This is a genomic window from Streptomyces sp. NPDC016845 (assembly GCF_044332585.1).
Classification (GTDB): Bacteria; Actinomycetota; Actinomycetes; order Streptomycetales; family Streptomycetaceae; genus Streptomyces.
Genome location: NZ_JBIRPI010000010.1, coordinates 58,514 through 83,982, shown reverse-complemented (window position 1 = coordinate 83,982; position 25,469 = coordinate 58,514). Strand labels below are relative to the sequence as shown.

The following is a 25,469-nucleotide window of genomic DNA, read 5'->3' as shown; positions in this document are numbered from 1 at the left end:
GGGCTTGATAGGGAGCTCAGTCGCCGGAGGGGCTTGATAGGGAACTCAGTCGCCGGAGGGGCTTGAGATGCGGGTATCGGTTGGCATCGGGTCCTGGGTCTCGACTCGGTGGCGCCTGCGGCGCTTGAGGAGGGCCCAGGGGCCGCGCGGGCCCGTCGGCATCGCGGCCGTGACCTCCGTGCCGCCCTCCTCGACCGCCTTCGCCGCGGCGCGGGCCACCGGGAGGAAGCCCTCCGCGCGGGAGACGTCGGGGCGTTCCTCGTCGGGCCAGGCGCCCAGGGCCGCGCAGAGGGTGGGCAGGACGGCCATGGCGGCCGTCTGGTAGCCCTCGGCGGAGGGGTGGTAGTTGTCGGGGCCGAAGAGTTCGCGCGGGTTCGCGGAGAACTCCGGGCCGAGGAGGTCGCCCAGGGAGACCGTGCGGCCGCCCTGTTCCACCACGCCGATCGTCTGGGCCGCGGCGAGCTGGCGCGAGGCGCGGCGGGCCAGCCAGCGCAGCGGCTGCTGCACCGGCTCGACCGAGCCCAGGTCGGGACAGGTGCCGACCACGACCTCGGCGCCGGCCGTGCGCAGGCGCCGTACCGCCGCCGAGAGGTGGCGCACGGACTTGGTGGCGGGGATGCGGTGCGTGACGTCGTTGGCGCCGATCATGATGACGCAGACGTCAGGACGCCACTCCGGGTCGGCGAGGACCAGGACCACCTGCCGGTCGAGGTCGTCGGACATGGCGCCGGGCAGCGCGACGTTGCGGAGCTGCACCGCCCGCTCCGAGACCGCCGCGAGGCCCGACGCGAGCAGCGCGCCGGGGGTCTGCCGGGCCCGGTGCACACCCTGGCCCGCCGCCGTGGAGTCACCCAGCATGGCGAAGCGCAGCGGCTCCGAGCCCGAGTCCCCGTACGTTCTGCCGTAGATACCGTCGGCCGAGGGGAGATGGACCGGCGAGGAACCGTGATTGCCCACCTGGCGCCGCGCGAACTGCACCTCCGCCACCACCACCCCGACCGCCGCCGCGCCCAGCAGTCCGATCCCGCCGCCGCCGTACGCCGCACCCGCGGCGATCCGCCGTGCCACCCTTGCCCTGCTCGACATGTTCCGCGGCCACCTCTTTCGCTTTTACGGCTCTCAGAGTCCTTGCCCCGTAAGCACGGTCGGTCAATCGCAACCGGGGATGAAGGGCCGATGTCCGGCATACGCTGAACACAACTGTCTGTAGGAGACCCGGAGACAACGTGCAGATCCACGATTCGATGATCAGCCTCGTCGGCAACACCCCGCTGGTGAGGCTCAACAAGGTGACCGAAGGGCTCCAGGCGACCGTCCTGGCCAAGGTCGAGTACTTCAACCCCGGCGGCTCCGTGAAGGACCGCATCGCGCTGCGCATGATCGAGGCGGCCGAGAAGAGCGGGGAGCTCGCGCCGGGCGGCACGATCGTGGAGCCCACCAGCGGCAACACGGGTGTCGGCCTGGCCATCGTGGCGCAGCAGAAGGGGTACAAGTGCATCTTCGTGTGCCCCGACAAGGTTTCCACGGACAAGATCAACGTGCTGCGCGCGTACGGCGCCGAGGTCGTCGTCTGCCCGACCGCCGTCGACCCGGAGCACCCGGATTCGTACTACAACGTCTCCGACCGGCTCGTACGCGAGACGCCGGGCGCCTGGAAGCCGGACCAGTACAGCAACCCCAACAACCCGCTCTCCCACTACCACTCCACGGGCCCCGAGCTGTGGGAGCAGACGGAGGGGCGCATCACGCACTTCGTCACGGGCGTCGGCACGGGCGGCACCATCTCCGGCACCGGCCGCTACCTGAAGGACGCGAGCGAGGGCCGCGTCCAGGTCATCGGCGCCGACCCGGAGGGCTCCGTCTACTCGGGCGGCTCCGGGCGCCCGTACCTCGTCGAGGGCGTCGGCGAGGACTTCTGGCCGAGCGCCTACGACCGTGAGGTCGCCGACGAGATCGTCCCGGTCTCCGACAAGGACTCCTTCCAGATGACCCGCCGCCTCGCCAAGGAGGAGGGCCTCCTGGTCGGCGGCTCCTGCGGCATGGCGGTCGTGGCCGCGCTGCGGGTGGCGGAGCGGCTCGGCCCCGACGACGTCGTGGTCGTCCTGCTGCCGGACAGCGGGCGCGGGTACCTCTCGAAGATCTTCAACGACGAGTGGCTGTCCTCGTACGGCTTCCTGGAGGAGCCCGCCGAGGCCGGCCGGGTGCTCGACGTACTGAGCCACAAGGAGGAGACCATCCCGGGTCTCATCCACATGCACCCGGAGGAGACGGTCGGCGAGGCCATCGAGGTGCTGCGCGAGTACGGGGTCAGCCAGATGCCGGTGGTGAAGCGCGGCGCGGGACATCCTGACGTGATGGCCGCCGAGGTCGTCGGCTCCGTCGTCGAGCGGGAGTTGCTCGACGCGTTGTTCACGAAGCGGGCCGCGCTGCTCGACCCGCTGGAGAAGCACATGTCCGCACCGCTGCCGCAGGTCGGCTCCGGCGAGCCGGTCGCGGACCTGATGGCCGTGCTCGGCGCGGCGGACGCCGCGATCGTGCTGGTCGAGGGCAAGCCGACCGGTGTGGTCAGCCGCCAGGACCTGCTGGCCTACATGGCGGGCGACGGCAAGTGATCCTCGTGCGGCCCCGCGGCCGGTGACGGCGCCGGGGCCGAGCACCTGCGTCCCCCGGGCGTGCCGTCCGGTGCGCTCTCTGGTGCGGGGCGGCCCTCGCCGCAGTTCGCCTCGCTCGACGACGGGCGGTCGGGCGGGCGGAGGCCGTGGACGGCCCGGCGCGCGATGAAGAGACCGTCGTCGGTCACGGTCGGGGCGCGGTACAGGCGGTCGGAGTCTTCAGGGTCTTCGGGGTCTTCGGGGCCTTCGTGGCCTTCGTGGCCGTGTGGCGTGGGGAGCAGGAGAGGGACGTCGCCGAACTGGTACGCGCACGTCACGTGCGCGCAGCACCCGCTTAACACGGGTCCGGCACATTGGTGGATGTCGGAAGGGGCGGGAGCGGCTCCCCGCCTCTGACGGCACAGAGCGGCGTCAAGGACGGTTTCGGAGCGGCTCCCGGATCTCCATGGACGCCCTGGGCGCGGCAGGCCGGTTCTGACCCGGTCGCGCGCTCCTCGCGGGGACCGCCGTCGTCCCGCCCCCCGTCACAGGGGGTGCGGCGGTCCCCGCGCAATTCTCTGCGGCGACACGGTGGCGCCCTCACTCCATGAAGAGGCCGCGCTCCGCCGCCCGTACGTCGAACTCCTCCAGGCGCGCCTGCGCCTCGGGCAGGCCGTCGCACATCGCCTCCAGGAGTACGCGGCCGAGCAGCATCGGCGCGCAGGCCGTGTCGAAGGCGAGGCCCGTGCCGACGGCTGCGGGCAGGAGCAGGTCGGAGTGGGCGGCGACCGGGGCGAACGCCGAGTCGGCCACCGTGACCACCGTCAGGCCGACGGACCTGGCGTAGGCGAGGGTGTCGACGGCCTCGCGGGGGTGGCGGGGCAGGGCGAAGCAGAGCAGGGCCGTGGCGCCCGCGCGGACGGCCGCGTCGATGCGGTCGGCGAGCATCGTGCCGCCCTCGTCGAGGAGGCGGACGTCGGGGTGGACCTTCGCCGCGAAGTACGAGAACCCGTACGCCTGGGAGGCCGCCGCGCGCAGGCCGAGGACGAGGAGGGGCCGGGAGGCGGCGAGGAGGGCGCCGGCGCGCTCGACCGGGGCGGGGTCGGCGAGGAGGTCGGCCAGGTGGCGGAGGTTGGCGATCTCGGCCTCGACTGCTTGCTGGTACTCGTTGGCGCGGGTGGGCGCCGTGGGTCCGGCGGGGGCCACTTCGCGCAGGTGCTTGCGCAGCGCCGGGTAGCCGTCGAAGCCGAGCGCGACCGCGAAGCGGGTCACCGAGGGCTGGCTGACCCCGGCCAGTTCGGCCAGCTCCACGGAGGACAGGAACGGTACGTCGGCCGCACGCCGCACCATGCAGTGCGCGATGCGGCGCTGGGTGGGGGTCAGGCGGTGGCCCTCGAAGAGGTGCTGGAGGCGGGTGGCCGGGCTGTGGCCCCCCGGAGCGCCGGTGTCGTTCGTCGTGTGCTCGGTCATGTGTCCCCGTCCGTCCCGCGCCCCGCGCCGTCCAGTCCATTCAGTAAAAAGTCGCCGTGCATGATGTTATTCAGGCGGTGGCGTTCGGCGCCAGGGGCCGCGGGGGCGTAGGGGCGCCGGGTGTGCCCTGTCACGGCGTCGCGACGAGACCCGGCTACCGCTGTTCCGCGAAGCGGTCGAGGAGCGACGCCGCCCGTTCCACGTCCTCCGTCAGCGGGCGGTCCGTCAGGTCCGGTTCGAGGGTTGCGTCGGCGAGGGCGAAGGCGCGGCCCACCGGCAGCTCCTCGTCGGGGCGGTGGTCGCGCAGGCGCAGGGCACGGACCGCGGCGACCAGTTCGCAGCCGACGACCTGGCGGTAGGCGGCGCAGGCGCGCAGGGTCTGGCGGGCGGCCAGGGAGGCGAAGCTGGCCTGTTCCTCGACGCCGCGCGAGAGGACCGCGTGGCCGAGCGAGGCGGGGGCGGAGAAGGCGCGCAGGTCGCCGAGTGCGGCTCCGGCGGCGTACTCCAGGATCATCACGCCGGACGCGCCGGGTTCGCCGTCGGCGAGGAACGGGCGCAGGCGCGTGTACGCCGGTTCGTTGAGCGTGGACAGGCGGGACGTCGACAGGCGGGCCACCTGGGTGACGGCGAGCCTGAAGTGGTCCAGGGCGAGGGCGAGTTGGGCCATGTAGAAGCCGCCGTGGTGGTACGCGGTCATGTCCTCGGGTGAGATCAGCGGGTTCTCGGCCGCCGCGTTGATCTCGACGGTGAGGACCGCTTCGAGCGCGTCCGCCGCGTCCTGCGCCGGGCCGTGGATCTGGGGCACGCAGCGGAATCCGTACGGGTCCTGGATGCGGCCGAGCGGTGGGGTCGGGCGGTCGGGGGCGCCGAGGAGGCCGCGCATCCGGGCGGCGACCTCGTAGGAGCCCTTGTGGCGGCGGGCCTCGTGGACGGGGAGCGCGTAGGCCTCGTACGAGCCGTCGACGGCCAGGAGGCTGAGCGCGGCGACGAGCCCGGTCGCGGCGAGCAGGGAGCGCAGCTCGTGCAGGGCGAGCGCGGACTGGCCGAGGGTGAGGGCGTTGCTGGAGATCAGGGCGAGCGCGTCGTTGTTGTCGAGCGGCTGGGCGGCGGGCGCCGTGCCCTTGCCGCGCCAGGGGTGTTCGCCGGCGAGGGCGAGGCCCATCTGGGCGAGGGCGGCGATGTCGCCGGTGCCGACGGAGCCGTGTTCGTTGACCGCCGGGTGGGCGCCGTTCTCCAGCGCCTCGCACAAGGCGGTGACGACGGTGGGGCGCAGGCCCGCGCCGCCCGCCAGGAGCTGGTTGGCGCGGACCGCGAGCATCGCGCGGACCTCGCGTTCGGGCAGCTCGTCGCCGATGGCGCCCGCGTGGCTGCGCAGCAGGCGCAGGCCGTGGCCGGCGGCGGCCTCGGTGGGCACGTCCTCGCTGCGGTTGGCGCCGACGCCGGTGGAGCGGCCGTAGACGCGGCCCCAGGCGGCGATCTCGCGGGCCGCGTTCCAGGACCCCTCGACGCGTTTCATCGCCTCGGTGCCGGGGACAGGTCGTGCGTCCGCGTCGGCGAGGCGGACCACATCGGTGACCGGGAGGCCGTGGCCGTCGAGGACGACGACCGGGGGCGGTGCCGTGTCGATAGGGGGCATCACGCGCTGTTCCTCCTCGAAGGGGCCTGAAGGGGTCTGTTGTGGTGTCAATCGCCGCCGGAACGGCCGTCGCGTCTCACATCCCGGGCGGCCCGGGGTGATTTACCAGCGATTTACGCGGGGGCATTGACAAGTTATTCACGCACCGAGAACTCTGCATGAAGGTATGCAGGCCGGGCAAGAGGACTACAGAGGCGCTCCATGATTCAGTTCGAAGCGGTCCACAAGCGGTTCCCGAACGGCACGACAGCGGTCCACGACCTCACGCTGGACATGCCCGAAGGGGGCGTGACCGTCTTCGTCGGCTCGTCCGGCTGCGGCAAGACGACCAGCCTGCGGATGATCAACCGCATGGTCGAGCCGACCTCCGGCACCATCCGCGTCGGCGGCCGCGACGTCCTCGACCAGGACGCCGCCGAACTGCGCCGCTCCATCGGCTATGTCATCCAGCAGGCGGGCCTCTTCCCGCACCGCACCGTCCTCGACAACGTCGCCACCGTGCCGCTGCTGCTCGGCTGGGGCCGCAAGAAGGCCCGCGCCGCCGCCGGTGAACTCCTGGAACGGGTCGGGCTCGCCGCCGAGATGGGCAAGCGCTACCCGCACCAGCTCTCCGGCGGGCAGCAGCAGCGGGTCGGCGTGGCGCGGGCGCTCGCGGCGGATCCGCCGGTGCTGCTCATGGACGAGCCGTTCGGCGCGGTCGACCCCGTCGTGCGCAGCCAGCTCCAGGACGAACTCCTGCGCCTGCAGAAGGAGCTGAGCAAGACCATCGTCTTCGTCACGCACGACATCGACGAGGCGGTGCGGCTCGGGGACCGGATCGCCGTGTTCCGCGAGGGCGGGCACCTTGTCCAGTGCGCGGCTCCCGCGGAGCTTCTGGCCCGGCCCGTCGACGGGTTCGTCGCGGACTTTCTCGGGGCCGAGCGCGGGTTGAAGCTGCTGTCGCTGAGCGTGCTCGCGGATGTGGCCCAGGGGGCCCTGCCGGACGGGGCGGGCTGGGAGCTGGTGCTCGATGCCGCCCGCAAGCCGCTGTGCTGGCGGGAGCGGGGTGGCGGGGCCGAGGCGCCCGTCCGTCCCCTGCGCGACTCGGACTCGCTGCTTTCCGCTCTGAACGAGTCGGTCGCGTCGCCGGCCGGGTTCGTGGCCCGCGTCGACGCGGACGGGGTGTTCACCGGGGTTTCGTCCCGGGACGACATCCATGTGCGGGCGGGGGCTGCTCACGCCGCGGCTCTGTCCGGCGCGCCGTCTCGGGACTCCACCCCGGCCCCCGCTCCTCAATCGCCGGAGGGGCTTGAGGAGCCGAAGGGGCTTGATGAGTCAGAGGGCCTGGATGCGTCGGAGGGGCTTGATTCGGCTGGTCCGAGCGGGCGCGATGCCGCATGAGCGTCGACTGGGACTGGATCGGATCCCACGGGTCCGACCTCACCACCCTCACCCTCTCCCACCTCCAGGCCGCCCTGACCGCCGTCGCGCTCGGCCTCCTCATCTCCCTCCCCCTCGCCGTCCTCGCCCACCGGGTCAAACCCCTGCGCGGCTTCCTCCTCGGGATGTCGAACGTCCTGTTCACGATCCCGTCCATCGCCGTCTTCGTCCTCCTCCTCCCGGTCTCCGGACTCACCCGCACCACCACCGTCATCGGCCTGACGATCTACACCCTGGTCGTCCTGCTCCGGAACACGGTGGAGGGTCTCGACTCCGTACCGCAGAAGACGAAGGAAGCCGCGAAGGCCATGGGCACGCGGCCGCTGCGCGCCCTGCTCACCGTCGAGCTGCCGCTCGCGCTGCCGGTGATCATGGCGGGGGTGCGGATCGCGACGGTCATGTCGATCTCGCTCGTCTCCGTGGCCACGTACATCGGTGACGGCGGGCTCGGCCAGCTCTTCACCGACGGGTTCCAGCGCAACTTCCCGACCCCGGTGATCGTCGGCGTCGTGCTCACGCTGCTGCTCGCGCTCGTCGCGGACGCGGCTCTCGTCCTCGTACAGCGGCTGCTCACCCCGTGGGCCCGCACCCGGAAGGCCTGACCGCCATGTACGAACTCTTCAAGAACCTCGGCTCCTGGCTGGTCGGCGGCGAGCAGTGGACCGGCCCCGACGGCATCGCGCACCGGCTCGCCGAGCACCTCCAGTACTCGCTGATCGCCACGCTCGTCGCCGCCGCGATCGCGCTCCCCGTCGGCCTGCTCATCGGGCACACGGGCCGCGGCGCCTTCGTCGCGATCAACCTCTCCTCCTTCGGCCGCGCGCTGCCGACCGTCGGCCTCGTCGTGCTCGTCTTCCTCGCCAGCGGCCTTTCGATGTGGCCCGTCTACATCGCCCTCGTCGCGCTCGCCGTGCCGTCCATCGTGACCAACACGTACGCGGGGATGACCGCCGTCGATCCGGAGGTGAAGGACGCGGCCCGCGGCCAGGGCATGCGCGCCCACCAGGTCCTCCTCCAGGTCGAGCTGCCGCTCGCGCTCCCGCTGATCATGACGGGGCTCCGGCTCGCGCTGATCCAGGTCGTGGCGACGGCGACCATCGCCGCGTACGTCTCCTTCGGCGGGCTCGGCCGCTACGTCTTCGACGGGCTCGCGCAGCGGGACCTCGTGCAGGTGCTCGGCGGCGCGGTCCTCGTCGCGGTCGTCGCCGTCGTCCTCGACCTGGCCCTCTCCGGGCTCCAGCGTCTCCTCTTCCGTCACCGTCCCGCCGCCCCGAAGCCGGCTTAGGAGCAAGGCAGAGCAATGCAGATGAACCGACGTACTCTCCTCGGCGGTCTGGTCGCCGCGGCCTCCTTGCCCGCGCTCGCCGCCTGCTCCAGCGGCATCACCTCTCTCGAAGGGGACGGCGGTGGCGGCGGTGGCGGCGGCTCCAGCGAGAACGGCGTCACCATCGGCACCGCCGACTTCACCGAGAACCAGGTCCTCGGCCACCTCTACGCCGCCGTGCTCGAAGCGGCCGGGGTGAAGACGAAGGTCCGCCCCAACCTCGGCACCCGCGAGATCCTCATCCCCGCGCTCAGGGGCGGCGACATCGACCTCCTGCCCGAGTACCAGGGGGCCTTGCTCCACTACCTCGACACCAAGGCCGACGCCACCGAGGAGGGCGAGATGCAGAACGCCCTCGCCATGGCGCTCCCGGCGGGCCTGCAGATCCTGCCGTACGGGATGGCGGAGGACTCGGACGCGTTCGCCGTCACCCGCGAGACCGCCGAGAAGTACGGGCTCAAGTCCCTCGCCGACCTGGCGCAGCACAACGGGAAGCTCGTCATCGGCGCCGCCCCGGAAGTGAAGAAGCGGCAGGTCGGAGCCGTCGGGCTCAAGGACGTCTACGGCGTCGAGTTCAAGGAGTTCAAGTCCCTCGACTCCTCCGGGCCGCTGGTGAAGGGCGCCCTGAGGAAGGGCGACGTCGACGTGGCGAACCTGTTCACCACCGACACCGACATCGCCGCCAACCACTGGGTCGTCCTCACCGACCCCAAGAACCTCGTCCCCGGTCAGCACGTCGTCCCGCTGATCTCCGACCGCAAGGCCGACTCGACCGTCCGCAAGGCGCTGGCCCGGCTCGGCAACGTACTCACCACCGAACAGCTGACCGAGCTGAACCGGCTCGTCGACAAGGACAAGAAAGACCCCGAGGACGTCGCGAACGACTACGCGCGCGCCCACGGACTGAGCAAGAAGTAAGAGGTCAACGCATGGCAGCGGTAGTGGAGAAGCACTCCATCGACGTCGTCCCGGACAGTGAGCGGCACGGGCGCGCCTTCAACCAGTTCACCTTGTGGGTCGGCGCGAACCTGCACATCACCGCCGTCGTCACCGGCGCGCTCGCCGTCGTCTTCGGCGGCGACGTGGTGTGGTCCCTAGTCGGGCTCGTGCTCGGCAACCTGCTCGGCGGCGCCGTCATGGCGCTGCACTCCGCGCAGGGGCCGAAGCTCGGGCTGCCGCAGATGATCCAGTCGCGGGCCCAGTTCGGCGTCAAGGGCGCCATCGTGCCGCTGCTCCTGGTGATCCTCATGTACGTCGGCTTCTTCGCGAGCGGCAGCGTGCTCGCCGGGCAGGCGACGGCCGAGCTGACGCACACGGACGACACGACCGGAATCATCGTCTTCGCGCTGGTCACGGCCGTACTCGCGGTCGTCGGGTACCGCGTCATCCACGTCCTCGGCCGCGTCGCGAGCGTCATCTGTGCCGTCGCCTTCGTCTACCTCGGCATCCGGCTGCTGGACCGCGCCGACCTCGGCGACCTGCTGAGCGACGCGCACTTCTCGCTCCCGATGTTCCTGCTCGCCGTGTCCCTGTCGGCGTCGTGGCAGCTCGCGTTCGGCCCGTACGTCGCCGACTATTCGCGCTATCTGCCGCGCGACACCAGCGCCAGGGCCACGTTCTGGTGGACGCTGTCGGGGTCGGCGCTCGGCTCGCAGTGGTCGATGACGTTCGGCGTGCTCGTCGCGGCGACCGCCGGTGAGGCGTTCCTCGACAACCAGGTCGGCTACGTCGTCTCGCTCGGCGGCGCGGGCGCGGTCGCCTCCGTCTTCTACTTCGTCATCGCGCTCGGCAAGCTCACCGTCAACGTCCTCAACACCTACGGCGGCTTCATGGCGATGGTGACCGGCGTCAGCGGCTTCCGCGGGCAGCGCGTCCTCTCCCAGCGCGGCCGGACCCTCTACATCGCACTGATCATGGTCGCGGGCACGGCGGTCGCCATCGCGGGCAAGGACAGCTTCCTGTCGTCGTTCAAGGACTTCCTGCTGTTCCTGCTGACGTTCTTCACGCCGTGGAGCGCCATCAACCTCGTCGACTACTACCTGATCTCGCGCGAGCGCTACGACATCCCGGCCCTCGCCGACCCGCACGGCCGCTACGGAGCCTGGCGCTGGAAGGCGCTCATGGTCTACGGGATCGGGCTCGTCGCCCAGTTCCCGTTCCTGGCCACCTCCTTCTACACAGGCCCGCTCGTCGATCCGCTCGGCGGCGCCGACGTCTCCTGGATCGTCGGGCTCGTCGTCCCGGCGGCCCTGTACTGGCTGCTCGCCCGCCGCGACACCGCGCACGTGCCGGCGGAGACGATCCTGGAGGCGCCGCACGCGGAACCGGTGGCCTCGGGCGCGACCCCCTGACAAGAGGGGGGATAACCCCAATGCCCCACGGGCCCGCGCTCCGTACCGTTACCGGGTATGGAAGCCCGTGAACAGGCACGTGACGCCGAACTCAAGAAGGAACTCGACGCCACCCTGCACGCCCGCAGGGAACTCGGCGAAGAGTACGAGACCGCGCTCGTCGACTCGTTCCTCGACAAGGTCGAGCAGCGCCTGGACTCCAGCGTGGACCGCCGGGTGCGCAGGCAGCTGGCCGAGCGGCAGATGGTCGTGGCCCGCGACGCGCGCGGGGGCCGCAACCCCGGCGGTGACGGCTGGGGCGAACGCTTCGGCTTCGCCGTCGTCACCCTCGTCCTCGCGATCCCGCTCTCCGCCATCGCCGTGGTCAACGCCCACCTGCCGGGGCTGCTCATCGCGTGGGGCGGCATCGTCGGCGTCAACGCGCTGCACGCGGGGGTCTGGCCGCGCTTCGGGGAGAAGCGCCGGGAGCGGCGCGACTCCGACGAATGGGAGGAGTAGCCGCCGGACGCGGTCGCCCGCGGCCTCCGCCCGGAGCGGCACGCCCCGCACCCCCTCGTCACCCTCCTCACCCAACCTTCAGAAACCGTCGCTAACCTCCCGCACCGGACGCATGGACGGACGCCGGTAGGAGGGCACGAGGTGGCGACGCGCGGAGCGCAGGGACTGGTCAGGACCGCTGTGGTGGTACGCGCAGGGGCCGCCCCGCTGTGGTGGCTCGGCGTCGTCGCGGCGGGCGTCGGCCTCGTCCCCGGCGGGTTGACCGGGCGGCGGATCGGGGTGCTCGGCGGGGCCGCGCTGTTCCTCGTGACCGCGGCGGCGGTGGCGTACGGCCGCAGGCAGCGGTACGTGCGGCTGGCGCGCGGGGCGTCCCGTGCGGGGAAGTTCGATGTGCTGCAGAGCCGGCACGTCACCGTACGGAACTGGCGGCGCGGCCACCGGTGGTGGCTGGTGCTCGCCTTCCTCGCGGCGCTCGCCGGCGCGTTCGCGGTGCCCGCGGCGGGCGGCATGGCCCTTGCCGGGGCGGGCGCCGGACTGTGGCTGAAGGCGGCCTGGCTGGGGCGCCGGGAGCGGGAGGAGAGCGCGCTGGTGTGGCTGCGCGTGGACTGGCTGGGCCCGCGCGCGGGCGCGCCCGCGGGCAAGCAGGTCAAGGCGTACCGGTCCACGGGGACGGCGGCGGGCGACGCCGCGCCCGGCGGGGCACGGCGTCGCTGACTCGGAGACGAACTCGGCGAATTCGCCCAGCCCGCTCGCTCATACGTCGAGTTCGGTCTCGATCTTCTTGAGCTGGTGGCGGGCCATCGCCAGGTTGGCGCGCGAGGAGTCCAGCACGAGGTACAGGAAGAGACCGTTGCCGCTGCGGCCCTTGAGCAGCCGGATCAGGTGGTACTGCGTGCCGAGGGTGATGAGGATGTCCTCGATCTCGTCCTTCAGGCCGAGGTGTTCCATGGTGCGCAGCTTGGCGCGGACGACATCGGTGTTGCCCGCGGCGGCGACCTCCAGGTCGAAGCTCTTGGAGCCGCCGATGGTGCCGAGGGCCATGCCGCTGTTGTAGTCCACGAGGGCGGCGGCGCTCGCGCCCTCGATGGAGGTGACGGCGTCCTTCAGTGCGGTCTCGGTGTTGGCCATGGTGCTGGGTCCTTTCCTACGCTGCCTCAACGGGCTGTGCGGGGTTGCAGTTCGGGTTCGGGAAGCTCGGCCCCGGCGGCCTCGGAGGTCTCCGGAGCTCTGGTGGTCTTGGGCGTGCGGACGGGAAGTCTGCTGTCGGCGGGCGCCGGGGGCAGGGCGGGTGTCGTACGCGCCCGGGACCGGCCGCGGGGCTTCGCGGGCGGTTCGGCGGCGGCGACGGCCGCGTCGACCAGTTCGCCGATCCGGGTACCGGAGCGGCGGCCCTCCAGATGCAGCCGCCCCACGTTGATCCGGTCCTCGGCGAGCAGGGTGAGGACGGCGGCGCCCCCGGCGGCGTACGTGGCGACGTAGCCGTCCGTGCCGCGCACCAGGAGTTCGCGGAAGCCGCCCTGCCCGGTGGCGTCCGAGAGGCGCTGGGCCACGCCGAGCGCGGCGGCGGTCAGCGCGGCCACGCCCTCGGGTTCGACGCCGGGCGTGTCCTGGGCGAGCACGAGTCCGTCGACGCTGGCCGCGAGCGCGCCGGTGACCTGGGGGACCCGGACGCGCAGTCGTTGCAGTTCGCCGAGGACTTCGGCCTCGTCGGCCATCGGCGGTCTCCTTCCGGAAGTGACGGGAGGTTCGGAGCCGGCCCGCGCGATGCGGCGCAGGCGCTTCACAGCGACTCCAGCGCGGCGCGCAGCCTGCGCAGCAGCGCCACGTCGGGGTCCTCGACGGCGGCGTGCGCCATCCACGCGGGGACGGGAATCGCGGTGGATGTGGTGGCCGACTCCGGGGGAGCGGTGGTGACCAGGCCGCCCGCGGCCAGGCGGCGCAGGTCGACCAGGGTGTGGAAGGCGGGCCTGCCCAGGGCGAGCGCGATCTGCGAGGCGGTGCGCACCCCGTCGACCAGGTCCAGGACGCGGCGCCTGCGCGCGGGTACGGGCGGCTCCTGGCCGGCGGTCCTGGCCAGGGGCGCGGTGTCGGTGTCGGGCTCGGGCCAGATCCGCTGGAGCAGTTCGCGGCGGCGCCGGGTCTCGCGCTCGACGGCGGCCACCGGCACGGGCCGTACCGCCCCGAACCAGTGCGAGACCCCGTACCGGAAACGGGAGGGGCCGCTGCTCGGCGCGAGGATGAAGTACGCGGCGTCGAAGACGGCGCCGAGGTGGCAGAGTTCGAGCGCGCCGTCCGAGAGACGGCCCCGCTCGACGAGGTAGCGGCCGACGCTCTGCCGGGCGCCCGCCCGGTCGACCGCCTCCCACCAGCCGTCGGCCTGTATCGCGCCGCTGGCGGTGAGCAGGACGTCCATGCCGGGCGTCGCGGGCGCCTCCGCGTGCACGACGTGGCCGTCGGCGAGGTAGAGCGTGCCGTGCTCGCGTATCAGCGCCCCGGTGGCCCGCTCCTCGGCGAGCCGGTCGAGCATCGGGGATATCTTTCCGCCCGCGGCGGCGGTCGCCGCGCTCATCCCAGGACCAGCCGGTCGGCCAGGTCGGCGAGGCGCAGCCGGGAGAGCGCGAGGTTGCCCTCGTCCCGGTCGAGCCACAGGTGCAGGAAGACGCTGCTGTCGAAACTGGTCCGGACGAAACGCAGCAGGTGGTAGCCGTCGCGATTGGTGACGATGACGTCCTCGACGGGCGGCGCCTTGTCGCTGGCGGACCCCGGCGACCAGTCGCTGCCGTCGGCCGGGGAGAAGACCCGGTGCTCGGCGGCGAGCCGGGCGAGCTCGGCGGCCTCCGCGGCGGTCGCCTCATGGTCCCCGTTGGGCGAGTCCCCGATGGTGCCGAGGGCGAGCCCGCTGGTCCAGTCGACGACGGAGGCGCCGCGCGCCCCCGGCAGCCGCATGACCTGGAGCAGGCACTCGTCGATTCCGGGCACGCCTGAAACTCCTCACCAGATCGTCGTGTTCGTGCGAAGCTGTCGCTTGCGTGACGACGAAACTACGCACTGTGCGGCGACCTGGTGAGCGTTCTGGCATTTTCCGGTGGAACATTCAGAAGAGGGCTAAAATCCGCCAACCGCATGACAATTGCGGAGGGTTCACGGCAGCCCCGGGCGTCACAGGTCGAGCAGGGCGCCCCTCCGGTCACCGCCCGACTCCGCCACGATCTCCTCGACGGTCTGCGGCGCGCGCACGGTCGCGAACCGTACGCCGCCGTTCGCGTCGTCGGCCGTGCCGAACCCGTACACGCCGGGCCGCGTGAGCGAGTTGTACGAGTAGTGCTGCGCGAAGTAGTACGCGCCGGTGTCGAGCGCGGCCGCGTAGTCGCCGGCTTCGAGCAGCGGCAGCGCGTGGTTCTCGGCGAGCAGGTCACCGGAGAAGCAGGCGGGCCCGGCGACGTCCTGGGCGACGGCCGGACCGGTCTTGCGCCGCCCCTGCGCGTCGTAGGCGGCGATCCGCAGCGGCCAGGACGCGGGCGCGTACACGGTCCGCGTGGCGACCTGGACACCCGCGTGGGTGACGGCGATCGGCCGCCCGCCGCTCTCCTTCGCGTACTCGACGAGGGCGAGGATCGTGCCGTGCTTGGCGAGCAGTGACCGGCCGAACTCGGTGACGAGTCCGTAGCGCCCGTCGAAGAGCCCGGGAACGGTGGCGGCGAGCAGCTTCGCGTAGGTGGCGTAGTCGGGGGTGTGGTCGTCGGAGGCGAAGTTGACGGGCAGCCCGCCGCCGATGTCGAGGGTGTCGATCTGCCGCCGCCCGGCCGCCTCGTTGATCTCCTCGGCGAGTTCGTACGCGGCCCGCACACCCTGCGCCATCAGCTCCAGAGGTACGCCTTGCGACCCGGTGTGCGTGTGGAGGCGGGTCAGCCACGGCCGGTCGAGGCAGGCGCGCACGACCCAGTCGCGGGCGCCCTCGTCCCGCAGTGCGACGCCGAACTTGGAGGTGGCGGTCGCGGTGGACAGGGCGCCGATCGAGCCCGCGCCGATCTGCGGGTTGACGCGTACGCCGATGGGCGACGAGGTCGGCGCCGAGGAGACCAGGGCGTCGATACGGGCCAGCTCCTGCGGGTTGTCGGCGTTGACCGCGATGCCGACGGCGAGCGCCTCGCGCAGTTCGGCGCCGGTCTTCGCGGGGGAGTCCAGGACGGTCCGCGTCGGCGGCACCCCGGCGGCCCGGGCCAGCGCCAGCTCCCCCGGGCTCGCCACCTCGGCCCCGATGCCCGCCTCGTACAGCAGGCGCAGTACGGGCACGAGCGGCGTCGCCTTCACGGCGAAGGCGTGCAGGACCTCGGTGCCGGGGGCGGTGACAGCGGCGAAGGCGGCGCGCAGGGCGGCGGCGGACGCGCGGACACCGGCCACGTCGAGGAGCCCGGCGACGGGCGCGGCCGGGCCGACGAGTCCCTGTCCGACGGCGGCGCGTACGGCCCGGTCACGGCGGGTGGAGAGGGCGGAGATCGCGAGGGTCGGGCCGGTGGATGCGTCCGTGGGTGCCATGTTGTCCAGACAACCACCCGGAGCGCGTCGAGGGGAATGTATTGACTAGCTCTATTCAGAAGACCAGGATGTGAATAGCCGGATCGTCAATGGAGTATCCCAGGAGGCCGCCGATGTCGCCGATGTCAGGACCACGCCCCGTACGAGCCCCGCGCGGCACCGAGCTGAACACGCTCGGCTGGCAGCAGGAAGGCGCCCTGCGGATGCTCATGAACAACCTCGACGCCGAGGTCGCCGAGCACCCCGACAAGCTGGTCGTCTACGGGGGCACGGGCAAGGCGGTCCGGTCCTGGGAGGCGTTCGACGCGATCGTGCGCACGCTGAAGACGCTGAAGTCGGACGAGACGCTCCTCGTCCAGTCCGGCAAGCCGGTCGGCGTCCTGCGCACCAGCGAATGGGCGCCGCGCGTGCTGCTCGCCAACTCCAACCTCGTCGGCGACTGGGCCAACTGGGAGGAGTTCCGCAAGCTGGAGGCCGCGGGCCTGACCATGTACGGCCAGATGACGGCCGGTTCGTGGATCTACATCGGCTCGCAGGGCATCGTGCAGGGCACGTACGAGACGTTCGGCGCGGTGGCGCGGAAGAGGTTCGACGGCACGCTGGCCGGAACGATCACCCTGACGGCGGGCGTGGGCGGCATGGGCGGCGCCCAGCCCCTCGCGATCACCATGAACGAGGGCGTGGCGGTCTGCGTCGACGTCGACGAGACCCGCATCGACCGCCGCATCGGCACCCGCTACCTGGACGTGAAGGCCGACAACCTCGACCACGCCCTCGAACTGGCCGTCCAGGCGCGCGACGAGCGCCGCGCCCTGTCCATCGGCGTCGTCGGCAACGCGGCCGAGGTCTTCCCGGAGCTGCTCCGCCGCGAGGCCCCGATCGACATCGTGACGGACCAGACGTCGGCCCACGACCCGCTGGCCTACCTCCCCCTCGGTGTCTCGGTCGAGGACTGGGACAAGGAGCGCGAGGCGGACCCGGCGGGCTTCACGGACAAGGCCCGCCACTCCATGCGCCTGCACGTCGAAGCGATGATCGGCTTCCTGGACAGGGGCGCCGAGGTCTTCGACTACGGCAACTCCATCCGCGACGAGGCCCGCAAGGCCGGCTGCGAGCGCGCCTTCGACTTCCCCGGCTTCGTCCCGGCCCACATCCGCCCGCTGTTCGAGGAGGGCCTCGGCCCGTTCCGCTGGGCGGCTCTCTCCGGCGACCCGGCGGACATCGCCAGGACGGACGCCGCGATCAAGGAACTCTTCCCGGACAACAAGCACCTGCACCGCTGGCTCGACATGGCCGCGGAACGCATCTCCTTCGAGGGCCTGCCCGCCCGGATCTGCTGGCTCGGCTACGGCGAACGCCACCTCGCGGGCCTGAAGTTCAACGAGATGGTCGCGTCCGGCGAGCTGTCGGCCCCGGTCGCCATCGGCCGCGACCACCTCGACTCGGGGTCCGTCGCCTCCCCGTACCGCGAGACCGAGTCCATGAAGGACGGCTCCGACGCGATCGCCGACTGGCCCCTGCTCAACGCCCTGGTCAACACGGCCTCCGGCGCGTCCTGGGTCTCCCTCCACCACGGCGGCGGCGTCGGCATGGGCCGCTCCGTCCACGCGGGCCAGGTGTGCGTGGCGGACGGTACGGAGCTGGCGGCGCGGAAGATCGAGAGGGTCCTGACGAACGACCCGGCGATGGGCGTCATCCGCCACGTGGACGCGGGGTACGAGCACGCGGCCGAGGTGGCGTCGGAGCGAGGCGTGCGGGTGCCGATGCGGGAGGGCGAGTGAGCACGGGCCCACACCAAGCCCCGCCTTCGTACGAGAGGCAGCGGGGTCCGGGGCAGGGCCCCGCGACCTCAGCCCCAAGCTTCCTGGAGATGTGGCGGGACCTGGCGCCGATCGGCCGGCACGCGGACTCCGGCGGCTACCGCCGCCACGCCTGGACCGGCGCGGACACCGACTGCCGGGCCTGGTTCAAGGCCCAGGCCGAGACCCGCGGCCTGACCTACGAACTGGACCGCAACGGCAACCAGTGGGCCTGGCTCGGCGACCCGGAGGCGGGCGACGCGGTCGTCACGGGCTCCCACCTGGACTCGGTCCCGGACGGCGGCGCCTTCGACGGCCCCCTGGGCGTGGTCTCCTCCTTCGCGGCCCTGGACGAACTCCGGGACCGGGGGGCCGAGTTCACCAGACCCCTGGCCGTCACCAACTTCGGCGACGAAGAGGGCGCCCGCTTCGGCCTGGCCTGCGTAGGCTCCCGCCTCACGGGCGGCCACCTCACCCGAGACCAGGCGTACGCCCTCACGGACGCCGACGGCATCACCCTCCCCCGGGCGATGGAGCGCGCGGGCTACGACCCGGAGACGATCGGCCCGGACCCGGACCGCCTGTCCCGCATCGGCGCGTTCATCGAACTGCACGTGGAACAGGGCCGCGCCCTCGACCTGTCCGGCGACGCGGTGGGCATCGCCAGTGCCATCTGGCCCCACGGCCGCTGGCGCCTGGACTTCCGCGGCGAGGCCAACCACGCGGGCACGACCCGCCTGGCCGACCGCAGGGACCCGATGCTCCCGTACGCGGAGACGGTCCTGGCGGCGCGCAGGGAAGCGCGACTGGCGGGCGCGGTGGCGACATTCGGCAAGATCGCTGTCGAGCCGAACGGCGTCAACGCCATTCCGTCCCTGGTCCGCGGCTGGCTCGACTCGCGCGCCGCGGACCAGGACGCGCTCGACCGTACGGTCACGGCGATCGAGCAGGCGGCCCGCGCGTACGCGGACGCACACGGCATCGACGTAGCCATGACACGCGAGTCGTTCACCCCGGTCGTCGACTTCGACCACGCGCTGCGCGACGAACTGGCTCGCATCCTCGGTACGAGCGCCGCTCCGGCCGGCCTCAGGGTCCCCGTCCTGGGGACAGGCGCGGGACACGACGCGGGAATACTCGCCTCGTCGGTCCCCACCGCCATGCTGTTCGTACGCAACCCGACGGGCGTCTCGCACTCCCCGGCCGAGTCCGCGTCCGAGGACGACTGCGTGGCGGGCGTGCGCGCCCTGGCCGACGTACTGGAAGGACTGGCCTGCAAGTGACGACGTACTGGTTGGAGTACGCCTGGCTCGACCCGACGGTGGAGCGGGGCGTGACGGTGGAGGTGTCGTCCGGCGAGGACGGCGCCGGCCGGATCACGTCCGTCCACAAGGAGGTCACGACACCCCCGCCCGGGGCGGTGGTCCTGCGCGGCCTGACCCTCCCCGGCCTGGCCAATGCCCACAGCCACGCCTTCCACCGGGCGCTGCGCTCGACGGTCCAGGTCGGCTCGGGCACGTTCTGGACCTGGCGCGAGACGATGTACGGGGTGGCCGAACGGCTGACCCCGGACACGTACCACGCGCTCGCGCGGGCGGTGTACGCGGAGATGGCGCTGGCCGGCATCACGGCGGTCGGCGAGTTCCACTACCTGCACCACGCCCCCGGCGGCACCCCGTACGCCGACCCGAACGCGATGGGCGAGGCGCTCATCGCGGCGGCGTCCGAGGCGGGCATCCGCATCACGCTCCTCGACACGGCGTACGTCTCCTCCGGCTTCGGCAAGGCGCCCGACCGCCACCAGCAGCGCTTCTCCGACGGCACGACGGAGGCCTGGGCCGAACGCGCGTCGCTCCTCGAGGACCGCCCGCACGCGAGGATCGGCGCGGCGGTGCACTCGGTGCGAGCGGTCCCGGCGGACCAGTTGCCGACGGTGGCGGAGTGGGCGAGGACGCGCGGTGCCCCCCTCCACGTCCACCTCTCCGAGCAGACGGCGGAGAACGAGGCGTGCGAGGCGGCCCACGGCTGCACCCCGACCCGGCTCCTGGCCGACAACGGTGTGCTGGGGAGGGGGACGACGGGTGTCCACAACACCCACCTGACGCCCGCCGACATCGCGTTGATCGGCGGCACGGGCACCGGCACCTGCATGTGCCCGACGACCGAACGCGACCTGGCCGACGGCATCGGCCCGGCGGCGGCCCTCCAGAAGGCGGGCTCCCCGCTCTCCCTCGGCTCGGACAGCCACGCCGTGATCGACCCGTTCGAGGAGGCGCGCGCGATGGAGCTGAACGAGCGCCTGCGCTCCCGCACACGCGGCCACTGGACGGCGGCGGCCCTGCTCCGCGCGTCCACGGTCGACGGCCACGCGGCGCTCGGCTGGTCCGACGCGGGAACCATGGAGGCCGGCGCGGTGGCGGACCTGGTGACGCTGTCCCTGACCTCGGTCCGCACGGCGGGCGCGGCGCCGCGCCTGGGCGCGGAGACGGCGGTCTTCGCGGCGGGCGCGGCGGACGTGACGGACGTGATCGCGGGCGGCCGCCGGATCGTGGCGGAGGGCCGGCACGCGCGGGTCGGCGACGTGGCGACGGCCTTGACGGACGCGATCGCGGCGCTGCGCGCATAGGCCCATTCAGCCCCTCCGGCGTTCGAGGAGCGGGGCCCCGGGCGGAGCCCCGTGACCTCAGGGAAGAGGAACAGCACCATGACGACCACAGCCATCACCAACATCGGCACCCTGGTCACCAACAGCCCGGACCTGGGCAGCGGCCCCCTGGGCCGGATCGAGAACGCCGCCCTGGTCGTCGAGGACGACAAGATCGCCTGGGCGGGCCCCGACAAGAACGTCCCGGCGGCGGACGAGGCGTACGACGCACAGGGCCGGGCCGTGATCCCCGGCTTCGTGGACAGCCACTCCCACCTCCTCTTCGCGGGCGACCGCACGGACGAGTTCAACGCCCGTATGGAAGGCAGGGCGTACTCGGCCGGAGGCATCCGCACGACGGTGGCGGCGACAAGGGCGGCGACAGACGCCGAACTGGAGTCGAACCTGACCCGCTACCTGACCGAGGCCCTGCGCCAGGGCACGACCACCTTCGAGACGAAGTCCGGCTACGGGCTGTCGACGGAGCACGAGTCCCGTGCGCTGCGCATCGCGGCGTCCCACACGGACGAGGTCACGTACCTGGGCGCGCACATCGTGCCCCCCGACCACGCGGACGACCCGGCGGCCTACGTGGACCTGGTGACGGGCGAGATGCTGGACGCGTGCGCGCCCCACGCCCGCTGGATCGACGTCTTCTGCGAGAAGGGCGCGTTCGACGGCGACCAGGCGAGGGCGATCCTGATGGCGGGCAAGGCGAAGGGCCTGACCCCCCGCATCCACGCGAACCAGCTCTCGTACGGCCCCGGAGTCCGGCTGGCGGTGGAACTGGACGCGGCCAGCGCCGACCACTGCACGCACCTCACGGACGAGGACGTGGACGCCCTGGCCCAGAGCGACACGGTGGCGACCCTCCTCCCCGGCGCCGAGTTCTCCACCCGGGCGCAATGGCCGAACGCCCGCCGCCTGCTGGACGCGGGCGCGACAGTGGCCCTCTCCACGGACTGCAACCCGGGCTCCTCCTTCACCTCGTCCGTCCCCTTCTGCATCGCCCTGGCGGTACGGGACATGGGCATGACCCCGGACGAGGCCCTCTGGTCCGCCACCGCGGGCGGCGCGAAGGCGCTCCGCAGGACGGACGTGGGCCACCTGGCACCGGGCGCCCGCGCGAACCTGGCGTTCCTGGACGCCCCGAGCCACGTACATCTGGCGTACCGGCCGGGGGTGCCGCTGGTCGGCGAGGTGTGGCGGGCGGGGGCACGAGTCGCCTGAGCCCGGCGGGAGCGCCCGGCCGGACGGGCGGCGGCCGCCGGTTCCCGGGACCGCGATGCCCGGGGTTCCGCGCTGCTCGCGCTCAGGCCCACATCCCCCCGTCCACCCGCAGAACCGTCCCGGTGACGTAGGACGCCCGGTCGCTGAGCAGCCACGCCGCCGCCTGGGCGATCTCTTCCGGGGCGGCTGTACGGGATCGCGGACGCCGACGAGTTCATCAGAACCTCGGTGCGTCACCTGTGGGCCACGGCCGCCCGCTACCCCGACGATCCGGAAGTGCGGTCACTGGTCGGTGAACTCCGCACCGGAAGCCGGGGGTTCGCTCTGCAAGACCTTCGAGCACCCTCTGGTCGGCACCGTCGCCGTGAACTGCGATGTCCTGGACATCATGGACCGCGATCAGCGAGTCGTCATCTACACCGCCACGCCGGGCTCCTCTTCGGAGGAGGCGCTGCGCATGTTGCGGAACGTCGTGGGCCCGCCGGTCGTCACTCGGTGACGACCGGCGGGCCCACGGCAGGACTTGGGCGCTCTATTCCTCGACCGTCAGCCCCTTGCGGAGCTTGACGAGGGTGCGGGAGAGCAGGCGGGAGACGTGCATCTGGGAGATGCCCAGCTCGTCGCCGATCTCGGACTGCGTCATGTTGGCGACGAAGCGCAGGGAGAGGATCTTGCGGTCGCGGGCCGGGAGTTCGGCGATCAGGGGCTTCAGCGACTCGATGTACTCGATGCCCTCGAGGCCGTGGTCCTCGTAGCCGATACGGTCCGCGAGCGCGCCTTCGGAGTCGTCCTCCTCGGGCTGGGCGTCGAGCGAGCTGGCGGTGTAGGCGTTGGACGCCGCCATGCCCTCCACGACCTCGTCGTTCGACAGGCCCAGGCGCTCGGCGAGCTCGGCCACCGTGGGTGCTCGGTCGAGCTGCTGGGCGAGCTCGTCGCCCGCCTTGGCGAGGTCGAGACGGAGCTCCTGGAGGCGCCGGGGCACCCGTACGGACCAGGAGGTGTCGCGGAAGAAGCGCTTGATCTCACCGACGATGGTTGGCATCGCGAAGGTGGGGAACTCGACCCCACGGCTCAGCTCGAAGCGGTCGATCGCCTTGATCAGGCCGATCGTGCCGACCTGGATGATGTCTTCCATGGGCTCGCTGCGGGAGCGGAACCGGGAGGCCGCGAACTTCACCAGGGCGAGGTTCAGCTCGACCAGGGTGTTGCGGACATAAGAAAATTCGTGGGTGCCCTCTTCGAGGGACTCAAGGCGCTCGAAGAGCGTCTTGGAGAGGGCGCGGGCGTCGACCGCTCCCACCTCGGCGAACGGCGGGATCTCCGGGAGCCCGTCGAGACCTTCCAGAGCGCTTTCCGCAGCGTCGGACTCGAGGTCGCGGTGGCGTTCCGGTGCGGGTGTCGACGTCGCCTGGTCGGTATGCGAGGCGTCGAGCCGGGGTGACATGATGTCCTCCATCGTTCTCGGCATATGGCTGCCGATGCCAATACGTGCACTGTCGGGAGTGCGGCGCCTCCAAAGCCGGCGGGTTCGTTTTCTGTCCTTACTAGGCCTACCCGCTTTCGTCGCCGGGCCGCAAGTGCGCTATGCCCCTAAATGTCCGTTTCTTAGGGGTTGTTGGGTACCGGGTGCCATAGAGAAGGCGTAGTGTTCGAGGGCGTCAACCGGCACGTCGAAGGCAGCGAGAGAGAGACGTCATGGACCGCGGGACAGTCGGCAGCGCTCATCGGGGCCGGCTTCTGGTCGAGGTACGGGAAGAGGGCGCCAGCGCCGTCGTGACCCCGGTGGGTGAGCTGGATCACCACACCGCGGACCTGCTGCGTGAACCTCTCGAAGAATGCCTGGTGAGCGGCTTCTCCCGGCTGGTGGTGGACTGTGCGCGGCTCGAGTTCTGCGACTCCACGGGGCTGAACGTGCTGCTCGGGGCGCGCCTCAAGGCCGAGGCCCAGGGTGGCGGGGTCCATCTGGCCGGGATGCAGCCGGTGGTGGCCCGGGTCTTCGAGATCACCGGAGCCGACGCCGTCTTTACGGTGCACGAAACCCTCTCCGCGGCGCTCGCCGCCGAGTGAGCGGATGCGCTCGTGCCCTGGAGCGGTAGAAGTTACGCTCCAGTTGTCTCCACGTGACCGAGGCGTTATCGGCGTCACAGGGTCCACACCGAATCGATGGGTGTTCTCGTCGTCCGGCCGGGCAGGAGACACCCGACCACCCCTGCAACCCTGAGCCCTGAGTCCTGAAGAAGAAGCTGAAATGGTGAATCGGTGAGGTGAAGTGCTGATGAGCGCCACCCGGCCTTACTCGCCGGGCGACCACGGCCCCGAGTCCGGCGATGTCCCGGCTGCCGGCGGCCGGCAGGTCCGCACGCTGAGCCTCGCGGGGGCGAGCGGCATCGTGCCGCTCGCCCGCGACTTCTCCCGGGACGCGTTGCACGCGTGGGGCTGGCTGCCCGCCCCGAGCGCGGAGAGCCGTGCCGCCGCCGAAGATGTGCTGCTCGTCGTCTCCGAGCTGGTCACCAACGCCTGCCTGCACGCCGAGGGCCCGGACTCGCTGACGGTCTCCCTCGACAACAAGGTCCTGCGCATCGAGGTCGCCGACCACGGTGCCGGACAGCCCGAGCCGCGCACGCCGCACCGCGCGGGGCGCCCCGGCGGGCACGGCATGTTCATCGTTCAGCGTCTCTGCCTCGACTGGGGTGTCGTGCGCGCGCCCGGGGTCGTCGGCAAAACCGTTTGGGCGGAGCTGGGTACTCCCGCCTGAGGCGCACCCTTCACGCGTACCAGGAGCGCGCCGGATCGAAACCGATCCGGCGCGCTCTTTGTCTTCCCCTGCTCTGTGTCTTCCCTCGGCAAGGCGCCGGGCGTACCTTGAGCCACCCGCATCTGATGAACCGTCAGCAAACGTGCTGTCGGCGGCCGTCGGTCTGGAGGGATCCCGAGGTGTCGTACCGGACGTACCAGAAACGAACCGCCGCGTGTGCGCTCAGCGCGGCCCTGGCCGGCTCGGCGGTGCTGATGGCCGCTCCCGCGGCCGAGGCCACGGTGCAGGACGTCAACTACCAGTGCAAGACGCCGATCGGCAACAAGTCGGCCGTGTCCCCGATCGACATGAAGAGCGTCAAGAGCGGCAGCGGCTACAAGATCACGATGACCTTCCAGAAGGGCGTCTCCTCCAGCCCGGTCGAGCTCGGCAAGGGTGCGATGAAGCCCAGCGCGGTGATCAAACTCGGCGGTGCGGACAGCGGCTCGCTGCCGGTGTCGGGCCCGCCGAACTCCGCGGCGATCCCCGCCAACACCCCCATCAAGATCAGTGATCTCTCGGGCACGTACACGCCGAAGAGCAGCGGCAAGGTCACGTTCACGGCGGGCGTCCTGACCATCGAGGCGCTCGGCACGACGACGACCTGCACGCCGGGCAACAGCCCGAAGCCGTCACTGGAACTGACCGTGCAGGGCGCCGGCGGCGCCGCGTCCGGCAGCGGCGACAGCGGCAGCACCACAGCCGGCGACTCCCAGTCGTCCGCCTCCGGCGACAGCCAACTCCCGCAGACCGGCCCCGAGGACTCCGCGATAGCCCTGGGCACCCTGGGCGGAACGGTCCTCCTGGCCGGAGTGGCGGGAACCTTGTGGCTCACCCGCAGGCGCCAGGAAGGAGCGCCCCGCTAGGGGCGCGGGGAACTGCGCGAGCAACCACGATGACGCCGCACGCGCCGACAGGACACGAACCCCTACGGCGCGCGGGCGTCGGTACAACAGCCGACGAGGAGCCGGGTCCGCCGGAAAGGAGCGCCCCGCCAGGGGCGCGGGGAACTGCGCGACCAGCCACGACGGCGCCGCACGCGCCGACGAGACACGTACGTCTACGGCGCGCGGGCGTCGGTGCAACAGCCGACGAGGAGCCGGGTCCGCCGGAAAGGAGCGCCCCGCCAGGGGCGCGGGGAACTGCGCGACCAGCCACGACGGCGCCGCACGCGCCG

Annotated in this window: 24 protein-coding genes and 2 pseudogenes; 16 read left to right on the top strand and 10 right to left on the bottom strand. The window is 72.0% G+C overall.

The genetic code is table 11. The features are described 5' to 3' along the window. Positions 1 to 45: 45 nt before the first annotated feature. Entirely contained in the window at positions 46 to 1,086 is a 1,041-nt protein-coding gene (locus ACH4RC_RS24045) for an SGNH/GDSL hydrolase family protein (protein WP_398204335.1), read from the bottom strand. 140 nt (positions 1,087 to 1,226) lie between these two features. On the opposite strand from ACH4RC_RS24045, the gene ACH4RC_RS24040 reads away from it, so the two are divergent. Beyond that, entirely contained in the window at positions 1,227 to 2,612 is a 1,386-nt protein-coding gene (locus ACH4RC_RS24040; RefSeq protein WP_398204334.1) for a cystathionine beta-synthase, read from the top strand. Positions 2,613 to 3,191: 579 nt separating this feature from the next. On the opposite strand, the gene ACH4RC_RS24035 is transcribed toward ACH4RC_RS24040, so the two are convergent. Beyond that, positions 3,192 to 4,061 (bottom strand): MurR/RpiR family transcriptional regulator, encoded by an 870-nt coding sequence (locus tag ACH4RC_RS24035; protein WP_398204331.1) that lies wholly within the window; start codon positions 4,059 to 4,061, stop codon positions 3,192 to 3,194. 154 nt (positions 4,062 to 4,215) lie between these two features. Beyond that, on the bottom strand, positions 4,216 to 5,697 hold the full coding sequence (locus ACH4RC_RS24030) for an aromatic amino acid ammonia-lyase (protein WP_398204329.1): 1,482 nt from the start codon (positions 5,695 to 5,697) through the stop codon (positions 4,216 to 4,218). 201 nt (positions 5,698 to 5,898) lie between these two features. Between ACH4RC_RS24030 and ACH4RC_RS24025 the strand changes: the two genes are divergently transcribed. From ACH4RC_RS24025 to ACH4RC_RS23995, 7 genes are all read left to right on the top strand, one after another. Further along, complete coding sequence (locus tag ACH4RC_RS24025) at positions 5,899 to 7,077, top strand: ABC transporter ATP-binding protein (protein WP_398204327.1); 1,179 nt, start codon at positions 5,899 to 5,901, stop codon at positions 7,075 to 7,077. Beyond that, positions 7,074 to 7,718 (top strand): ABC transporter permease, encoded by a 645-nt coding sequence (locus tag ACH4RC_RS24020; protein WP_398204324.1) that lies wholly within the window; start codon positions 7,074 to 7,076, stop codon positions 7,716 to 7,718. The genes ACH4RC_RS24025 and ACH4RC_RS24020 overlap by 4 nt, the downstream gene beginning before the upstream one ends. A gap of 5 nt (positions 7,719 to 7,723) precedes the next feature. Continuing rightward, on the top strand, positions 7,724 to 8,401 hold the full coding sequence (locus ACH4RC_RS24015) for an ABC transporter permease (protein ID WP_398204321.1): 678 nt from the start codon (positions 7,724 to 7,726) through the stop codon (positions 8,399 to 8,401). 21 nt (positions 8,402 to 8,422) lie between these two features. Continuing rightward, the gene (locus tag ACH4RC_RS24010) at positions 8,423 to 9,358 is read left to right on the top strand and encodes an ABC transporter substrate-binding protein (protein ID WP_398204320.1); all 936 of its coding nucleotides are present in this window, start codon (positions 8,423 to 8,425) and stop codon (positions 9,356 to 9,358) included. 11 nt (positions 9,359 to 9,369) lie between these two features. After that, positions 9,370 to 10,791 (top strand): purine-cytosine permease family protein, encoded by a 1,422-nt coding sequence (locus ACH4RC_RS24005; RefSeq protein ID WP_398204318.1) that lies wholly within the window; start codon positions 9,370 to 9,372, stop codon positions 10,789 to 10,791. Positions 10,792 to 10,848: 57 nt separating this feature from the next. Continuing rightward, on the top strand, positions 10,849 to 11,289 hold the full coding sequence (locus ACH4RC_RS24000) for a hypothetical protein (RefSeq protein ID WP_398204315.1): 441 nt from the start codon (positions 10,849 to 10,851) through the stop codon (positions 11,287 to 11,289). Between the two features lie 141 nt (positions 11,290 to 11,430). Then, entirely contained in the window at positions 11,431 to 12,003 is a 573-nt protein-coding gene (locus ACH4RC_RS23995; protein WP_398204313.1) for a hypothetical protein, read from the top strand. Between the two features lie 39 nt (positions 12,004 to 12,042). Here the strand turns inward: ACH4RC_RS23995 and ACH4RC_RS23990 are convergent, their stop codons facing one another. The 5 genes from ACH4RC_RS23990 to ACH4RC_RS23970 all read right to left on the bottom strand — a co-directional run bounded on the left by ACH4RC_RS23990 (position 12,043) and on the right by ACH4RC_RS23970 (position 15,825). Next, complete coding sequence (locus ACH4RC_RS23990) at positions 12,043 to 12,417, bottom strand: hypothetical protein (RefSeq protein ID WP_398204311.1); 375 nt, start codon at positions 12,415 to 12,417, stop codon at positions 12,043 to 12,045. A 26-nt stretch (positions 12,418 to 12,443) separates the two neighbouring features. Further along, on the bottom strand, positions 12,444 to 13,004 hold the full coding sequence (locus tag ACH4RC_RS23985) for a roadblock/LC7 domain-containing protein (protein WP_398204308.1): 561 nt from the start codon (positions 13,002 to 13,004) through the stop codon (positions 12,444 to 12,446). A 65-nt stretch (positions 13,005 to 13,069) separates the two neighbouring features. Beyond that, on the bottom strand, positions 13,070 to 13,858 hold the full coding sequence (locus ACH4RC_RS23980) for a transcriptional regulator (protein ID WP_398204306.1): 789 nt from the start codon (positions 13,856 to 13,858) through the stop codon (positions 13,070 to 13,072). Further along, positions 13,855 to 14,268: a hypothetical protein gene (locus ACH4RC_RS23975; RefSeq protein WP_398204304.1), complete on the bottom strand. Its 414-nt coding sequence runs from the start codon at positions 14,266 to 14,268 to the stop codon at positions 13,855 to 13,857. The genes ACH4RC_RS23980 and ACH4RC_RS23975 overlap by 4 nt, the downstream gene beginning before the upstream one ends. A 180-nt stretch (positions 14,269 to 14,448) precedes the next feature. Continuing rightward, positions 14,449 to 15,825, bottom strand: a complete 1,377-nt coding sequence (locus ACH4RC_RS23970) for a diaminopimelate decarboxylase (RefSeq protein WP_398204301.1) — start codon at positions 15,823 to 15,825, stop codon at positions 14,449 to 14,451. Between the two features lie 122 nt (positions 15,826 to 15,947). Between ACH4RC_RS23970 and hutU the strand changes: the two genes are divergently transcribed. The 4 genes from hutU to hutI all read left to right on the top strand — a co-directional run bounded on the left by hutU (position 15,948) and on the right by hutI (position 21,498). After that, a complete protein-coding gene (hutU, locus tag ACH4RC_RS23965) occupies positions 15,948 to 17,606 on the top strand; it encodes a urocanate hydratase (RefSeq protein WP_398204672.1) in 1,659 nt (552 codons plus the stop codon). An 89-nt stretch (positions 17,607 to 17,695) separates the two neighbouring features. After that, positions 17,696 to 18,907 carry an allantoate amidohydrolase gene (locus tag ACH4RC_RS23960; RefSeq protein WP_398204299.1) on the top strand — a complete coding sequence of 404 codons (1,212 nt, stop codon included), beginning with the start codon at positions 17,696 to 17,698 and terminating at the stop codon, positions 18,905 to 18,907. Further along, positions 18,898 to 20,250, top strand: coding sequence for a formimidoylglutamate deiminase (locus ACH4RC_RS23955; protein WP_398204670.1), 1,353 nt, complete (start codon positions 18,898 to 18,900; stop codon positions 20,248 to 20,250). Before ACH4RC_RS23960 ends, ACH4RC_RS23955 begins: the two co-directional genes overlap by 10 nt. Before the next feature lie 78 nt (positions 20,251 to 20,328). Then, positions 20,329 to 21,498, top strand: coding sequence for an imidazolonepropionase (gene hutI / locus ACH4RC_RS23950; protein WP_398204297.1), 1,170 nt, complete (start codon positions 20,329 to 20,331; stop codon positions 21,496 to 21,498). Positions 21,499 to 21,580: 82 nt separating this feature from the next. Here the strand turns inward: hutI and ACH4RC_RS23945 are convergent. Then, positions 21,581 to 21,700, bottom strand: a pseudogene (locus ACH4RC_RS23945) (SDR family oxidoreductase); the annotation flags it as partial. Positions 21,701 to 21,726: 26 nt separating this feature from the next. Between ACH4RC_RS23945 and ACH4RC_RS23940 the strand changes: the two are divergent. Beyond that, positions 21,727 to 21,997 (top strand): annotated as a pseudogene (locus tag ACH4RC_RS23940) (hypothetical protein). A 33-nt stretch (positions 21,998 to 22,030) separates the two neighbouring features. Here the strand turns inward: ACH4RC_RS23940 and ACH4RC_RS23935 are convergent. Beyond that, positions 22,031 to 22,942 carry an RNA polymerase sigma factor SigF gene (locus ACH4RC_RS23935; protein WP_398204667.1) on the bottom strand — a complete coding sequence of 304 codons (912 nt, stop codon included), beginning with the start codon at positions 22,940 to 22,942 and terminating at the stop codon, positions 22,031 to 22,033. 251 nt (positions 22,943 to 23,193) lie between these two features. Here ACH4RC_RS23935 and ACH4RC_RS23930 point away from each other — a divergent pair, with 251 nt between their 5' ends. From ACH4RC_RS23930 to ACH4RC_RS23920, 3 genes are all read left to right on the top strand, one after another. Then, entirely contained in the window at positions 23,194 to 23,565 is a 372-nt protein-coding gene (locus tag ACH4RC_RS23930) for an STAS domain-containing protein (protein ID WP_398204294.1), read from the top strand. Positions 23,566 to 23,773: 208 nt separating this feature from the next. Next, positions 23,774 to 24,253 carry an ATP-binding protein gene (locus tag ACH4RC_RS23925; RefSeq protein WP_398204292.1) on the top strand — a complete coding sequence of 160 codons (480 nt, stop codon included), beginning with the start codon at positions 23,774 to 23,776 and terminating at the stop codon, positions 24,251 to 24,253. Between the two features lie 179 nt (positions 24,254 to 24,432). Further along, the gene (locus ACH4RC_RS23920; protein ID WP_398204290.1) at positions 24,433 to 25,158 is read left to right on the top strand and encodes an LPXTG cell wall anchor domain-containing protein; all 726 of its coding nucleotides are present in this window, start codon (positions 24,433 to 24,435) and stop codon (positions 25,156 to 25,158) included. Positions 25,159 to 25,469: the final 311 nt, after the last annotated feature.